Source organism: Flavobacterium cupriresistens, from assembly GCF_020911925.1.
Taxonomy (GTDB): domain Bacteria; phylum Bacteroidota; class Bacteroidia; order Flavobacteriales; family Flavobacteriaceae; genus Flavobacterium; species Flavobacterium cupriresistens.
The window spans coordinates 1,243,774-1,260,282 of sequence record NZ_CP087134.1 but is presented as its reverse complement, the minus strand read 5'-3'; the positions used below and the strand labels follow the sequence as shown (position 1 = coordinate 1,260,282).

9 protein-coding genes are annotated in these 16,509 nt (G+C 34.4%); 5 read left to right on the top strand and 4 right to left on the bottom strand.

Features of this window, described 5'->3' with window-relative positions; all coding sequences use genetic code 11:
* Positions 1–63: 63 nt before the first annotated feature.
* Positions 64–423, top strand: coding sequence for a YraN family protein (locus LNP23_RS05585; protein ID WP_230004237.1), 360 nt, complete (start codon positions 64–66; stop codon positions 421–423).
* 120 nt (positions 424–543) lie between these two features.
* Positions 544–1,200, top strand: coding sequence for an aspartate kinase (locus LNP23_RS05580; RefSeq protein ID WP_047774884.1), 657 nt, complete (start codon positions 544–546; stop codon positions 1,198–1,200).
* Between the two features lie 715 nt (positions 1,201–1,915).
* Here LNP23_RS05580 and mfd read toward each other — a convergent pair.
* Both mfd and LNP23_RS05570 read right to left on the bottom strand, forming a co-directional pair.
* Positions 1,916–5,281, bottom strand: coding sequence for a transcription-repair coupling factor (gene mfd / locus LNP23_RS05575; protein WP_047774881.1), 3,366 nt, complete (start codon positions 5,279–5,281; stop codon positions 1,916–1,918).
* Positions 5,274–5,876 carry a hypothetical protein gene (locus tag LNP23_RS05570; RefSeq protein WP_230004236.1) on the bottom strand — a complete coding sequence of 201 codons (603 nt, stop codon included), beginning with the start codon at positions 5,874–5,876 and terminating at the stop codon, positions 5,274–5,276. The genes mfd and LNP23_RS05570 overlap by 8 nt, the downstream gene beginning before the upstream one ends.
* Before the next feature lie 606 nt (positions 5,877–6,482).
* Here LNP23_RS05570 and LNP23_RS05565 point away from each other — a divergent pair.
* Together LNP23_RS05565 and LNP23_RS05560 are read left to right on the top strand one after the other, a co-directional pair.
* Positions 6,483–7,421: an L-threonine 3-dehydrogenase gene (locus tag LNP23_RS05565; protein WP_047774879.1), complete on the top strand. Its 939-nt coding sequence runs from the start codon at positions 6,483–6,485 to the stop codon at positions 7,419–7,421.
* A 191-nt stretch (positions 7,422–7,612) separates the two neighbouring features.
* A complete protein-coding gene (locus LNP23_RS05560) occupies positions 7,613–8,815 on the top strand; it encodes a DUF418 domain-containing protein (protein ID WP_230004235.1) in 1,203 nt (400 codons plus the stop codon).
* Positions 8,816–8,885: 70 nt separating this feature from the next.
* Here LNP23_RS05560 and LNP23_RS05555 read toward each other — a convergent pair whose 3' ends face one another.
* Entirely contained in the window at positions 8,886–10,766 is a 1,881-nt protein-coding gene (locus LNP23_RS05555) for a M1 family metallopeptidase (protein ID WP_230004234.1), read from the bottom strand.
* A 61-nt stretch (positions 10,767–10,827) separates the two neighbouring features.
* A complete protein-coding gene (locus tag LNP23_RS05550) occupies positions 10,828–12,462 on the bottom strand; it encodes a S8 family peptidase (RefSeq protein WP_047774872.1) in 1,635 nt (544 codons plus the stop codon).
* A gap of 228 nt (positions 12,463–12,690) precedes the next feature.
* On the opposite strand from LNP23_RS05550, the gene LNP23_RS05545 reads away from it, so the two are divergent.
* A complete protein-coding gene (locus LNP23_RS05545; RefSeq protein ID WP_230004233.1) occupies positions 12,691–16,449 on the top strand; it encodes a T9SS type A sorting domain-containing protein in 3,759 nt (1,252 codons plus the stop codon).
* The last annotated feature ends 60 nt before the right edge of the window (positions 16,450–16,509 follow it).

Sequence of the window (16,509 nt, the reverse complement as noted above, 5' to 3'; positions counted from 1 at the left end):
TTAAGCTAAACTTATATTTTCTTACATTACTTATATGGTTTAAAAAAAACAAGAGATTCAAAAATGGCAAAACACAACGAACTTGGAAAAAAAGGGGAAGAACTTGCCGTAGCGTTTCTCTTGGAAAACGGCTATGAAATCCTCGACCGAAATTGGACATTTCAAAAGGCCGAAATAGATATAATTGCTCAAAAAGAAAACATTTTAGCCATAATTGAAGTCAAAACAAGATCGAGTATAGATTTTGGTTTACCGCAAGAATTTGTCAAACCAAAAAAAGTTCAGCTGCTCGTAAAAGCAGTAAATGCCTACATAAACGATAGGGAAATAGATTTTGAAGTTCGTTTTGACATCATCGCAATCCATAAAAAAGGGGAATCATTTGCAATTGAACATCTTACAGACGCTTTTTATCATTTTTAACATAATTTTTACTTGTTATAATTGTAACAAATTGTTTTTTTATTTATATTTGCGCAGATTTATAACACCACAATTAACTAAACCAACCCAATTAAGTTACCCAAAAACAATTAAAAAATTATGAAAACCGTTTCTTCAATTGTCGAAAATTACATTAAAACAAAACCTTTTTTATTGAACGCTTTATCGCTGGGAATTATTAATCTTACTTCGCTTTCACGGAATATCATGACCGAGTTGGAGAGTGAGTTTGGCAAGGAAGTAAAACAAGGCGCTGTTGTAATGTCACTTAAACGACTTACCGAAGAATTAGATTTTAAACTGAATCATAAAATCAACAAAGTCATCAAGAATATTGGCGAAATTACAGTTCGTTCCGAATTAACGGACTATACTTTTGCAGCCTCAGAAACTGTTTTAAACAAACAAGCGGATCTGATTTCTGATATTAATGTGTTGTCTGATATTTTTTATACTTCATCTCGTGGTGTAAACGAAACTAATATTGTAGTAAGCAGCAGTGTTAATCATTTGGTTGAAAAACACTTCATACGTGAAAAGCTGATTCAGAAATTAGATAATTTAGCTTCAATTACAGTAAAGCTTCCTAAAGAAAATATTGTTGTTCCAGGTATTTATTACTTTATTTTTCAACGCTTGGCTTGGGAAGGAATCATCATTAATGAGGTAATCTCAACTTCAAATGAATTTACTATTTTAGTTGGAGAAGATCAGGTTGATGTTGCTTTTAAAGTAATTAAAGATCTTAAAAATTAATCCCATAGAATCTCCGATTCTTTTTATACATCCTTTTATCTTTCCATCTAAACGAAAGATAAAAGGATTTTTTTATTCCCAAACAGTACTACAAAGCCCGTATTTTAAAGAACTCTAATAAGAATATTCTCAAAAACCTACTTTGTAATTGTTAATTTTTAGAAACACAATTCCTAAACTCATCGATCAAAAAACGGGTTTGCCCTTAGTTTTAGCGACACTCCATACAAAAACATTAAAAAAAAGAAGAATTATATTTTTTTACGCACAATTTTTTAAGAATAATATTTTTATATATTTGTTAATGCGTTAACAGAATTAATTATTCAAAAACTACAACGAAAAAAAATGTTCGTTTTTGAATAGCAGTATAAAGAAGATTTTTTTAAGAACCGGAAATCGTACGAATATCAGGATTACCCTATTCAGAAACCCGGTATCGCTATAAATACAATCAGAAGTCAAACAGACAAAGTAGTATACTTCAGGCTTCTGATCAAACTGTCTAGACCAAAAAACCACTTTTAACCAATCAAATCACTCTTTTCGGGGTGATTTTTTTTCGCTACTGATAACTTGGTGCTTTGAATAAAATTTGTGCCAATTCGTGGAATTCGTGGCAAAATTTTTCTCACCACGAATCTCACAAATTAGCACGAATTAACTTGATGCTTTGAATAAAATTTGTGGCAACTCGTGGAATTCGTGGCAAACTTTACTCTTCAAGCAATTCCATTAATTCCAAAGCCCTTTTGGTGGATTTTACATTTTCAAAAGTCAATAAAAGTCTTAAGCCGTTGGGAGTTTGCTTTTCTTTCATTTGGCAAAGATTACTATGTGTTTGCACAAATTTTATAACCTTATGAAAACGTTTGGATTGATAATAATCGGACTGTTGGTCTGAAACAAAATAACCAATCATTTTGCCTTTTTTCATGACCAGTTTCTCTATACCTACACTTGTGGCGATCCATTTAATGCGAATACTATTCATCAATGCATTGGCACGCGGAGGCATAGGTCCGAAACGGTCAATTAATTTATTTTGAAAGACAACCAGTTCTGCTTCATTTTTCACAGCACCAAGCTCGTTATACAAACTCAAGCGCTCTGTAACATTATTAATATATTCATCCGAGAACAACAACTCAAAATCGGTATCAATCTGTAAATCTTTTACATATTCCTTAGTTTCGATATCATTTTCTTCCGGATACAAATCTTTGAATTCGTTTTCTTTTAATTCTTCAATGGCTTCGTTCATGATTTTCTGATAAGTATCGAAACCAATTTCATTGATAAAACCACTTTGTTCCCCACCTAATAAATCTCCCGCACCTCGAATTTCAAGATCTTTCATGGCAATATTAAATCCACTTCCAAGTTCACTAAACTGCTCTAGCGCCTGAATACGTTTACGGGCATCATCCGTCATTGACGAATAAGGCGGACAGATGAAATAACAAAATGCTTTTTTATTGCTTCGTCCTACTCTACCGCGCATTTGATGCAAATCCGACAATCCGAAGTTGTTGGCATTATTGATGAAGATTGTATTGGCATTTGGTACATCTAAACCGCTTTCAATGATTGTAGTTGCTACCAAAACATCAAAATCTCCATTCATAAAACCTAACATCAATTCTTCGAGTTTTGCCCCTTCCATTTGTCCGTGACCGATTCCGACTCTGGCATTTGGAACCAAACGCTGAATCATTCCGGCAACTTCTTTAATGTTTTCGATTCTGTTGTTGATGAAGAAAACCTGTCCGTTTCGCTGAATTTCATACGAAATTGCATCACGAATAATTTCTTCATTAAAACCAACCACATTAGTTTCAATCGGATAACGATTGGGCGGCGGTGTTGTGATTACTGACAAATCACGTGCTGCCATTAACGAAAACTGCAATGTTCTCGGAATTGGCGTTGCTGTTAATGTCAATGTATCTACGTTTGCCGCTATCGTTTTGAGCTTGTCTTTTACGTTAACTCCAAATTTCTGTTCCTCATCTACAATCAATAAACCGAGATCTTTAAATACCACATTTTTGTTGACCAGCTGATGTGTTCCGATTACAATATCCAATTTCCCTTCGGCTAATTGTTTTAAGGTTTCTGCCTTTTGTTTGGCAGTTCTGAATCGGTTTAAATAACCAACAGAAACCGGCATGTCTTTTAGTCGCTCTGTAAAAGTACGATAATGCTGGTACGCCAAAATAGTGGTCGGAACCAGTATAGCGACTTGTTTACTATTGTCAACGGCTTTAAAAGCAGCACGAATCGCTACCTCCGTTTTACCGAAACCAACGTCACCACAAACCAATCGGTCCATCGGTCTGTCGCTTTCCATATCGGCTTTTACCTCTGCTGTTGATTTGGTTTGATCGGGTGTGTCTTCGTAGATAAAAGAACTCTCTAATTCGTTTTGCAGATAACTGTCGGGCGCAAACTGAAATCCTTTTTCCAAACGTCGTTTTGCATACAACTGGATTAAGTTGAATGCTATATGTTTGACGCGCGCCTTGGTTTTTTGTTTTAAAATCTTCCAGGCGTTCGATCCTAATTTATAAATCTTAGGTGGCGTCCCGTCTTTTCCGTTGTATTTTGAAATTTTGTGAAGTGAATGTATGCTGACATACACTATATCATTATCGGCGTAAACCAACTTTATGGCTTCCTGCGTTTTGCCTTCTACCTGAATTTTCTGTAAACCACCAAACTTTCCAATTCCGTGATCGATATGTGTAACGTAATCTCCAACAGAAAGTGCTGTAAGTTCCTTTAGCGTGATATTCTGCTTCTTAGAATAGCCGTTTTTGATATTGAATTTATGATAACGCTCAAAAATCTGATGGTCTGTATAGGCCGTAATCTGATTCTCTTCGTCAATAAATCCTTGATATAATGGCAGTACAATGGTATGATATTGTTTTCTGATGTTCTCCGAATTAGCCTCATCTAAGGTTTCAAAAATATCATGGAAACGTTTGGCCTGCGTTTCATTTGAACAGAATAAATAATTTTTATATCCGTTAAAATGATTGTCGCTCAGATTATTCAACAACAAATCAAACTGTTTGTTGAAAGAAGGCTGCGGCTGTATATGAAATTCGAAACTCTTTGTGGTTTTGAAAACAGGTTTTGAAGCCAATTCTACAATTGAGAAATCTAAAGCTCTTTTTATAAATGCAGACTGGTTTAAGAACAGTTGTTCGGGAGTCGCATGTTTTATTTCTCCGGACAGTTTTTCGAAAGCTTCTTCTGCCCTGGCAAATTGTTTGTCTAACTGAGAAAAAAGTCCTTCTGTATTCTGAATAAAAAGTACCGTTTTTTCTGCAATATAATCCAGGAAACTTTCTCGATTCTCCTGAAAAATCTTGTTTTCCACATTCGGAATAATCGTGATTTTTTTATGGGTTTCAACCGACAACTGTGTTTCCACATCGAAACTTCGAATACTGTCTACTTCATTCCCGAAAAACTCAATGCGATAGGGGTGATCGTTCGAAAAGGAGAATACATCAACAATTCCTCCACGAACCGAAAATTCACCGGGCTCGGTAATAAAATCGACTCTTTTAAATTCGTATTCAAACAAAACTTCGTTAATAAAATCTATAGAAATTTTATCATTCAAAGCGACTTTGAGTGTGTTTTTATCCAGTTCTCTTCTGGTTACTACTTTTTCAAAAAGAGCTTCGGGATAAGTCACAATTACCGCCGGTTTTTTACGCGAATTAATTCGGTTTAAAACCTCAGCACGCAATAAAACATTGGCATTATCGGTCTCTTCAATCTGATAGGGACGACGAAACGAACCGGGATAGAACAAAACATCCTGTTCGCCAATCATTTGTTCTAAATCGTTCAGATAATATGCCGCTTCTTCTTTGTTGTCTAAAACAATCAAAAAAGGCAATTCTGTTTTCTTAAAAACACTTCGGACTACAAATGAAACTGCCGATCCCAGCAATCCGCTCAGATGCATTTTTACTTGATTTTGCTCTAGTAATTGTGTGGCAATCTGCTGACTTTTAGGCAAATTGTCATACGTAGTATATAAGGCGTTTTTACTCAACTTTAGGTAAATTTGGATCTATAATTGCGTTCGGGATAGCACGTGTTGTGTCTAACATTTTCAGAAAATCGGCTTCTCCTTCTTCTTTTGGAATCTTAGCTTTTTCAACAACTTTATCCATTTGTCGCTCTAACGAGACCAACTCTTTATTGATATCCCCAATTAGAAACGTCACTTTATCATCCGGAATCGTGCTCAGGTGAATGTACAAATCCATCATTTTGATTTTAGTGATCAAAATTGAAATTCTGCTTTTTATCTGAGGTTGATTAAATTGTGCGGGAATATTATTGTTTAAAAGCATTGCTTTCTTAGCTATCGCTTCTGATTTTTTCTGAAACGCTCCAATTGTCTTCCTTGGTTTTTCTCCGATTTCCTTTAAAAAGTCACGCCACTCAGTCCACACAACTCTATTTTGTTCAGAGACTTCGTTGATGGGTTCATCTATAAAAGTCCAGCCTTTATTGATGTTATTGAATATGGCTTCCTTTTTTTTAGCTTCTTTTTCATAGGCTGCACGACGTTTTTCATCTTCACCCTGACATGAATTCAGTACAAAAATCAAAAGTAGAAAAAGAGATATTTTATATTTCATTTGGTAAAACATTAAGCTACAAAGTTACAAAGTAAATTTACAATTACGAACTCTGTTTTTCGTCTCAAATCATATAAAATTGCGCGCTTTTTTTGCCACGAATTTCACGAATTGGCACGAATTATTTTTTTTTGCCACAGATTTCACTGATTAAATGGATTATTTCTGAATCGAAATGAAAAACGCAAGTGAAAAATCATTCTAATCCTTTTAATCTGTGGCTAACCAAATCCCAATCTATATAGGTCACTGAGCTTTTTTGCCACAGATTTCACTGATTAAACGGATTACTTTAAAGAAAAACACACAAGTAAAAATCATTCTAATCCTTTTAATCTGCGGCTAACCTGGTCCCAACCAATATAGGGCACTGGGCTTTTTTGCCACAGATTTCACTGATTAAACGGATTTCTTTAAAGAAAAATACACAAGTAAAAAATCATTCTAGGCTTTTTAATCTGTGGCGATTTTCTTCTCGTCAATACCTTTTTTACGGAGAATAACCCAACAAAGAAACTTCGTTATTGTTAAATTTATAATTTGCATTGTCAAAAAACATATTTATTTGCGAAAACGTTATATTTGTATCTCTAAAAAAATCAACACATGAATCCAAAAATCTTGATCATTGGCGCTTGCGGTCAAATTGGGACTGAACTGACTCAAAAATTACGTAAATTGTATGGAACAGAAAATGTAATTGCTTCTGACATCCGGAAATTAAATACTGATGTTGTTAATTCAGGGCCTTTTGAAGTGGTCAATGCTTTAGATTTTAATCAAATTGAACATTTGGTTGAGTTGCATAAAATTACCGATGTTTATTTAATGGCGGCACTTTTATCGGCTACAGCTGAGAAGAATCCGGCATTTGCATGGGATTTGAATATGAACTCTTTATTTCATGTTTTAAATTTAGCTAAGGCAAAAAAAATTCAAAAAGTTTTCTGGCCATCAAGTATTGCTGTTTTTGGACCAACAACTCCAAAAGAAAACACCCCTCAATATACCGTAATGGAACCTTCTACGGTTTACGGAATTAGCAAACAAGCAGGAGAAAGATGGTGCGAATATTACCATAACATTTATGGTGTTGATGTTCGTAGTATTCGTTATCCGGGTTTAATCAGTTGGTCTACGCCTCCGGGTGGTGGTACTACCGATTATGCAGTGGATATTTTTTACAAAGCGATTTCAGATAAAAAATACGAGTGCTTTTTATCTTCAGAAACAAAAATGCCAATGATGTATATGGATGATGCAATTGATGCTACTATAAACATTATGAAAGCACCGGTTGAAAAAATCAAAATTCATTCGTCTTATAATTTAGCTGCGATGAGTTTCACACCAACCGAAATCGCTGCTGAAATTAAAAAACATATTCCGGAATTTGAGATTACTTACAATCCTGATTTCCGTCAAAAAATTGCAGACAGTTGGCCTGCGAGTATTGATGACAGCTCTGCCAGAGAAGACTGGGATTGGAAACATACTTTTGACTTAGAGTCAATGACAAAAGATATGCTGGAGCATTTGGGATAAACCCAAGCGCTTTTTTACCTCTATAAGCATGTTATTTTAAAAGAAAATCCTTTTAGAATAACATGCTTATTTTTTTTTACAAAATGTTTCTTAATTAAAAAATACGAATTGTAGAATTTCTTACATTTGATCTGTTTTTAACAAACTAATTAACCAAACCCTTACACAAAGGAAAAAAAACCGTTAGATTTATGACAAATTCGTTAAATCCTATTCAGGAAGACAAAAGAACCGCTATTGTTGATATTTTAAGAGGATGGGCTTTACTAGGTGTTGCCATAGGAAACTATGTCGATTTTCGCTACATCGGGCTAGACCGTTTTATTCAAAAAAAAGGCGCTTTTTCTGAAGTAATAAGCTTTTTTAATTTAACCTTTTTTTCTGCCAAATCCTGGACTTTATTGAGTATTTTATTTGGATACGGTTTTGCAATACTCATAAATAATGTTGCAGAAAAAGGCAAAAATCCTGTTTCTTTTTTCTGCTGGCGAATGTTTATTCTTTTTGCTTTTGCTTTTGTAAATTCTGCTTTCTGGCTTGGCGATATTTTAAAAGACTATGCTTTTTTAGGTTTATTTCTTTTGCTCTTTTATAGAAGCTCCCCTAGAACAATTCTTATAAGCAGCATTGTTCTTTTAGTATTCATTCCGTTTCTTACAGCCTACATTAATAGTATCAAACAGACATTACCCGATGTACAGTCTACTGCCAAATATTTAAAATTATTTTATTCTGATAATTGGCTCGATGTATTCCAATTCAATTTACTCGGAACGTATTATCAGGAAATGATTAATCTCCCTTATGCAATTACCGTCCATGTTGTGATGTTTGCCCTGATGCTTTTGGGGTTTTATGCCCAAAAAATCAACTTTTTTAATCGTTTACCTGAATTAAAGAAATCTTTAAAAAGAACCCTTATCATCACGTTCTTTTTAGCAATTGCTTCCGGTATTCTTTTCCAAATCTTCCTTAAACAAACAGTAGTTTTTACTTATTTTAATCCTGTTTTTTGGACCATAATAAGTACAATGTTGTTTATAGCATCCGGAATTTGTTTGCTCTATGCAAACGGAAAACTAAAAACGGTCTTCAACTATTTCAGGGTTAGCGGCAAAATGACTTTAACCAATTATCTGATGCAAAATATCATTGCCTTTTTCCTATTTTCCGGAGCTGGCTTCAAAATTTACAACACTTTACCGTACTGGTTTTACTTTTTCTTAGCGATTTTTGTGTTTACAATTCAGTTATTCATAAGCAAATGGTGGCTTGACAGATACAATTATGGCCCTGTTGAATGGCTGTGGAGAGTGTTGAGCTATAGAAAGATGTTTCCGCTAAAAAAGACAGTACAAAGTGATATCGTAACAGATGTAAAACCTATTTTATAGATTTACTCTTAAAAGAAAAAGCCCTTAAAAAAATTATTTTTTAAGGGCTTTCTTTATTCAATTCAGTAAATTATTTTACTTCATAAACATTATTTGCTGCTTTTACATCGGCCATTAATCCGCTTGGATCAATTGTGATTTTTTTAATTGCAGCTTTGTTTTTGTCTATTGTAAAACTATAGTTTGACATTGCCCAAGCCCAATCTTCCAAAACAGTTCTTTTTACGTTTGGATTCGGATTTGGTTTAATGTAATTCATCATTCTTAGCGGAATATAGAAACTCTCTGTTGTACCATCAGTATATTCAACTGTTAAGTCAAGAGGCATTGGCATTCTTCCGATTCTTTCTAAAGAAACGGTTGTTTTACCAGCATTATCAGCTACGTCTTTTATTCCGTAGTCAATTGTATTTGTTGTTTCTGCCCAGTCAATCAAATACCAGTCCAGCTCAGCACCGGAAACTCGCTCTGCTGTTCTTTTGATATCATTTGGCGTTGGGTGTTTGAATTTAAAATCATTGTAATATCTCTTTAAAGTCGCATCTAAATTCTCCTGACCAATTACATAAGCCAACTGAGAAAGAAAGATACTTCCTTTTACATAAGAAGAAATACTGTAAGGTCTGTTCTCATCATAACGATCACCATGAGTGGTTTGTGGCTGCTCTTTTCCTGATGAAACTAAGCTGTAATACGCATTATAGTTTCCTTTAAACGGATTTACTTCTTTTTTATCTCCAGCCAATTCATTCAAAGCACTGTCTTCAATGTAAGTTGTAAAACCTTCATCCATCCATGGGTGTTTTGATTCGTTTGAAGCTAAAATATGTTGGAACCAAGAATGTCCTAATTCGTGTGTTGCCGTTCCCAGAATTCCTTCAAGAGTTCCGTTTCCTAACATTAAAGTACACATAGCATACTCCATTCCACCATCACCTCCTTGAATAAAGGAATATTGTTTGTACGGATAAGCTCCAACTCTCTGATTATAGTAATCCATTACTTTAACCATTAACGGCTCCAGTTTCTTCCAGTTCTCTGCTACTTTCGGATTGTTTTTGTAGAAGAAATGCAAATCAACATCATTTGGTCCTTTTACGATATCATGAATATAGTTTTTATCAGCTGCCCAGGTAAAATCATGCACATTTGGTGCAATAAAATGCCAGGTTAACGTTTTTGCTTTTTTAGGGTATACTACTGTTACACCTGCATCTTCGTAACCGTGTCCGATTTGGTTTTTGTCCTGAAGATATCCGGAACCTCCAACTGTATACTCTTTATCAATTGTAATTTTCACATCAAAATTACCCCACACACCGTGAAACTCTCTCGCGATATAAGGATCTGCATGCCAGCCTTCGAAATCAAATTCGGCTAATTTAGGATACCATTGTGACATTGACAATTCGATTCCCTCCGTGTTATTTCTTCCTGTACGACGCACCTGAACCGGAACTTGTCCGTCAAAATCTAACGTAAAAGTTGATTTAGAATTCGGCAAAATTGGCTTCGCCAGTGTTACTTCCAAAATAGTTCCGGAAGTTCTGGTTTGAGCGGTAACACCATCTTGTTTAAAATTAGTAACTTTTAAATACCCTACTTCGTTTGGTTTTAAAGTTTCAATTCGGCTTTGCTTTGTTTCTTTACCATCGGCACTTTTTACTTTATTCACCATTCTTCCGTCCGGATCTTTAATAAAATGCAAACGAGCATCCATTTCACTTCCGGGTTGAAATGCATTCAGAAATAAATGATAGAATACTTTTTTTAATGTATCGGAAGAATTATTGGTATAAACCAATTCTTGCTTCCCTTTGTACTGATAGTTTTTTACATCCATCGAAACCTCCATTTTATAATCGGCATGTTGTTGCCAGTATGGAGCGCTTTGTGCAAAAGCTGAGTTTAAACCCAAACTCAAAAAAGATAATAGAATAATTTTATGCATATTCAATAAAATAGAAAATGGAAGAGTCTTCACTCTTCCATCGGATTAGTAATTTATGTTTTTATTTTTTTGACATTTTTTCAGCCATTAATAAAGCGTTATAAGCGTTTACCATTTTGGCTGTTTTAGAAGATTCAGCAGACGAAACCGGCACCGGTTTTTGGCTCGGATCCGGGTTTTCACCTAAAACTACCATTGATGGGAGAGCAACTCCTGATTCCATCAAAATATGTTTTACTTGTGAAGCTTTTAATTTTGGATAATAAGAACGGATCAAAGCAGCAACTCCCGCAGCATTTGGCGAAGCCATTGAAGTCCCTTGCAGATACTTGTATTTGTTATTAGGAACCGTTGCGTAGATTTCTTCACCCGGAGCAAAAACGTCAACGTTTATTTTTCCGAAATTAGAGAATCCTGCGATTACATTTTGTCCGTATTCTTTATTGATCGCACCAATTGTAATAACATTGTCCGCAAATTCTTTTATATTGTCTTGCGAGTCATTCGGGTAATTGATGTTTTTTGTTTCATCAATATTGTAACCGTCATTACCTGCAGCATGAACAATTAATACATCTTTTTTAGCGGCATATTTTATAGCCTCGTACACCCATTCTTTATGAGGAGAGAAACTTTTCCCGAAACTTCCGTTAATTACTTTTGCACCATTGTCAACAGCATAACGAATTGCCAAGGCAATATCTTTATCATACTCATCTCCATCAGGAACGGCTCTAACGGTTAAGATTTCAACATTGTTGGCAACACCGTCTCCACCTAAATTATTACCTCGAACTTGCGCGATAATACCCGCAACGTGTGTTCCGTGAAGGGCTTTTTCTTTATCAGGACCAAAAACTACGTTATTACCATATTTTGTGTTTTTGATGTCTTCCGGATTATCTCCTACCACTTTTCTTCCGTCAAAATCTTTATTCAGATTGTAATTGAATTGATCGTAAACCTGCTCTCTGTAAGCTTCCAACTCTTCTTCCGGATCAAAAGTTGGTCCTGCATTGGTAAAAATCTGTGTCATGATATTTTTACTCAACACTATTTTTTCGTCTGTTGAAGTAATTGTGCTTAAATCTTCCAACTTGTAAGTCGTCTTATTTAAAGCTTTTTTTATCGTATTATGAACATCCAACAAATAATCAACCTGTTGTTTGTCCTGCAAAAGTTTTTTAGATTTTTCTTCGTATTGCGCCAATGCATTTTTGTATTCCGCAGATCCGTCATCTCCTTTTTTAACAACACGAGTCATTTCAAGATTTTCATGTACGGCATCCCCAAGGAAATTCCATCCATTAATATCATCAATAAAACCGTTTTTGTCATCATCAATTCCATTACCCGGAATTTCTTTAGGATTGGTCCACACCATTCCTTTCAGGTCTTCATGTTCGATGTCTACACCGGAATCCACAATACCTACAATTACTTTTTTACCAGTTTTTCCTTGTAGCAACTCCGCATAAGCTCTGTCGACACTCATTCCTGCAATAGTATCTTTTACTAAATCAAGATGGCTCCATCTTTTTAAATCATTCTCAGAAACCGGAGCTTTTTTTACAATAACCAAAGGTGTTGTAATGGCTGCTTTAGGAGTAGAAACTTGTGCTTGTAAAGTTGCACTACAACCTGCTAAAACAAGTAATGCAAAAGCAGATAACGTATTTGATTTTATAGGACTCATGTAATCTATTTTAATATAAAAGTTAAAAGTTGCGACTAAATTATGCTTTTTTGTTGCAAAAAACTAACCATTAACACTGCCTTATGATTTTTTAGTGGTTATCTGTTTATAAATGTGTACTTTTCGTGTGTTTTAATATTGTTTTTTGAAAAAAAATTAATACGGGTTTCCGTAATAAAACCCAATCTAATTTGTATACTTGCATTTCCAAAATACTAAAACCTATCTATGAAAACAAAACTACTTTTATTCTTGGTATTAGCCCATTTTTCTATTTATGCACAAATAAATTTAGTCTCCAATGGGGAATTTGAAAACTGGACAAATAACAAAACATTGCCGGGCTGGACGATCGAAAACAATGTTAGTCAGAACACTTCCGACTTCTGGAGGGGCGCTAACAGTATAAAACTATCCTTTCTAAACAACACTTTAATTCCGAAAATTACAACTCAAGTTCCCATGAGTGCCGGAATTACCTATACAATAAAGTTTAAATACAAATATTTAAGCAGTAACTACAATAATGCGCACCCTATTGTCCTGAATATTAGCAAAAATGGAAGTTCGACAACACTTTCGAATACTACTTTTGCCACAGACAATAATTGGGGAACCAATGAAATCACTTTTACACCGGACCAAAACCTGTCTTACGATTTAAGTATTTCCTTGCTTACAAATGATGCTATCGGATTTAATGTGGCGATTGATAATCTGCAAGTTTATGTTCAGGGAACCGAGCAATATACCCTTATTCCGGATGTGATTTTCGAAACGAAACTAATCCGACTTGGCATTGACTTGGGGGTAACTGACGGAAGAGTGCTGACCTCTAGCATAGCCACACTAAATTCTTTAGATGTAAGTAATAATCAAAGCAATCTTCCAAGTCAATCTATTATAAATATGACCGGGATTCAGGATTTTAAAGCCTTAACTTCTTTGTCCTGTTTTGGCAACTTGATCACGAGCTTGGATCTTACTAAAAATAGTGCTCTGACAACTTTATACTGCCAACGCAATCGACTAACGAATCTGGATATTTCTAAAAATACAGCTTTAACTTACATCAATTGCAATGATAATCAATTGACAAATATTGATGTTTCTGAAAAAAAAGCGCTGACTTATTTAAATTGCTCAAACAATAAACTAACAAATCTTACGGTTTCAAAAAGTGTTCCTTTGGAATATTTATATTGTGAAATCAACGCATTAACAAGTCTTGATGTTTCAAAAAATGTTAGCCTAAAAGCTTTATCCTGCCGAACTAACTCCTTAACGAGTTTAAACTTAAAAAACGGAAAGAATACGCTCTTTTATTGGAATTCTCTCTATAATATAGAGGTTTATGACAATCCTGGATTGAGCTGCATCTTAGTAGATGATGTAATTTATTCAAATAAAAACTGGTCCAATAAGAAAGATTATCAAGCCAGATATACCTTGCTCTGCGATCAACAATACACCGCGATCCCAGACTTAAATTTTGAAAAAAAATTAATTGCCCTTTTGATAGACGCGGGGCCAACCGATGGGAAAGTGTTAACGGCAAGTATTTCGTCACAGACCACATTAGACGTTTCAAATAGTGCTATTGCAGATTTAACAGGAATTCAGGATTTTACCAAATTAAGCACTCTAAATTGTTCCGGAAATACTTTAAGAAATCCGGATTTTTCAAAAAATCTAAATCTGACCAATTTAGATTGCAGCAAAAATCAATTAAGTTCACTCGATTTTACTAAAAATAGTGCTTTGACAACTCTACGCTGTTCAAATAACATTGAACTGGCTACCTTAGAGGTTTCTAAAAATAGTGCTTTGACGGTTTTAGAATGTAAGTCAGCTAACCTAAGGGCTTTAAACGTGACCCAAAATTTGAAGTTAGAAGAACTAAATTGCAGTTATAATATTTTGGCTCGTTTAGATGTTTCAAAAAATATTCATTTGACTTCTCTGGACTGTTCTTATAATCGAGTGCCGGAGCTGAATATTTCTAATCATCAAAGTTTGATTACTTTAAATTGTTCAAATAATGAATTAACAAGTCTTGATGTTTCAAGTACAATGTCTCTGAATAATTTTGATTGCAGCACCAATAAACTAGTTAATCTGAATGTGAAAAATGGCAATAATCTAAACATGCCAAAACCTAAGTTTCTGAGCAACCCAAATTTAACCTGTATCAGCGTTGACAAAGTCGCTTATTCGAATTCGACTTGGAGTTCCTCAAAAGACAAAGCAGCTTCTTACAATACCAGTTGTGGCACTTCTATTGCCTACACGTTGATTCCCGACCCTGCTTTTGAAGACAAATTGATCGCAATAGGAATTGATACCGATGGCAAAAATGGAAAGATCATGACCACCAGTATAATTTCGGTAACTTCTTTAGATGCTTCTTCTGCCAATATTTCAAATTTAGGCGGAATTCAGGATTTTCTGTCTTTGACGTATCTGGATTGCGGCTTGAATAAAATATCGTATTTAAATCTATCCAAAAATATATTTTTAGCTACTTTATATGCTCCCGAAAATGCCCTGGAGACTTTAGATGTTTCTAAAAACACTGATTTGACCTATTTGGATTGTAGCAAAAACCGATTAAAAACCCTCGATGTTTCTAAAAATAAAGCGCTGACTTATTTGAATTTGAGTATGAATTCCCTTTACTCTAATTTTACAACCTTAGACGTTTCTAATAATACAGCTTTAACAACTTTAAATTTTTCAAATAATAAAATAACAACTATAGATCTAACCAAAAATCCAGCCTTAACTGCTTTCAATTGCAATACGAACAGTATAGAATATTTGGATGCTTCTAAAAATACAGCTCTTGTAAAACTGGACTGTTATGGGAATCGATTATGGTATTTAAATTTGAAAAACGGAAATAACAAAAACCTGGATATTGCCAATTCTAATTTTACGAATAATCTAAATCTAAGCTGCATTGAAGTAGATGATCCTGCTTATTCAAATGCAAACTGGTCGGGTAAAAAAGATGCAGCTGCGAGTTTCAATGAAGCGTGTAATTTGCAAAACACTTTAATTCCTGATATTAATTTTGAAGAAAAGTTAATTGCGTTAAAAATTGATTCCGGCGTTCCCGATGGAAAAGTTTCAACCGCAAGAATTTCTTTTGTAACGGAACTAAACCTAAATGGAGCCTCTATTTCTGATTTAACCGGAATTCAGGATTTTACAGCATTGACCAGTTTATTCTGTACAAATAATCTATTGACTACAATCAATATTTCTCAAAACTTAGATTTAACCTATTTAAATGTTAATGATAATAAACTAACTACTATAGAGACTTCAAATAATCCTGTTTTAGAAGAATTATATATCTCTGATAATAAATTGACAAGTCTTAATCTTGCAAAGAATCTTAAGCTACACGATTTGTTTTGCATGGACAATCAATTAACTACTCTTGATGTTTCGAGCAATAAAGAATTATACGATTTGCGCTGCTCTTCCAATCAATTAAAAATTTTGGATCTTTCTAAAAATCGCCTTCTGGATTTAATATACTGTAGCAACAATGATCTTTCGGCTTTAAATTTAAAAAGTGGAGGAAACAAATACATCAGACAAATAAACCTTATAGAAAATCCTTCATTAAGCTGTATTTTGGTCGATGATGTTTCCTATTCTAATACAAATTGGGCCAATTTCAAAGACGCCACAGCAAACTTTAAAACGGTTTGTGATGCCTTAGGCCTCGAAGATTCTGTTTTTAAAAACACTGTTGTGTATCCAAATCCAACTAAAAACATTTTAAACATCCAAAATGTAAGTTTAGAAAAAGCAACGGTTTACAACGCACTGGGGCAACTAGTAAAAACGTTTACTTTAGATGCAACAAACACCGACAATACCATCAATTTGTCCGGTCTGCCAAAAGGAATTTATTATGTCTATTTAATCAATCAGGATGCGGCTTCGGCTAAGAAGATAATTCTTGAATAAGTTGATCTAATCTAAAACTAAAAAATCCCATTTTCATCGATTTGAAAATGGGATTTTTTT

What these genes read in the sequence shown, in the direction of transcription:
- LNP23_RS05555 (WP_230004234.1), bottom strand. Translation starts at nt 10,766, where the DNA reads ATGCATAAAATTATTCTATTATCTTTTTTGAGTTTGGGTTTAAACTCA.
- LNP23_RS05585 (WP_230004237.1), top strand. Translation starts at nt 64, where the DNA reads ATGGCAAAACACAACGAACTTGGAAAAAAAGGGGAAGAACTTGCCGTA.
- LNP23_RS05565 (WP_047774879.1), top strand. Translation starts at nt 6,483, where the DNA reads ATGAATCCAAAAATCTTGATCATTGGCGCTTGCGGTCAAATTGGGACT.
- LNP23_RS05550 (WP_047774872.1), bottom strand. Translation starts at nt 12,462, where the DNA reads ATGAGTCCTATAAAATCAAATACGTTATCTGCTTTTGCATTACTTGTT.
- LNP23_RS05580 (WP_047774884.1), top strand. Translation starts at nt 544, where the DNA reads ATGAAAACCGTTTCTTCAATTGTCGAAAATTACATTAAAACAAAACCT.
- LNP23_RS05545 (WP_230004233.1), top strand. Translation starts at nt 12,691, where the DNA reads ATGAAAACAAAACTACTTTTATTCTTGGTATTAGCCCATTTTTCTATT.
- LNP23_RS05570 (WP_230004236.1), bottom strand. Translation starts at nt 5,876, where the DNA reads ATGAAATATAAAATATCTCTTTTTCTACTTTTGATTTTTGTACTGAAT.
- LNP23_RS05560 (WP_230004235.1), top strand. Translation starts at nt 7,613, where the DNA reads ATGACAAATTCGTTAAATCCTATTCAGGAAGACAAAAGAACCGCTATT.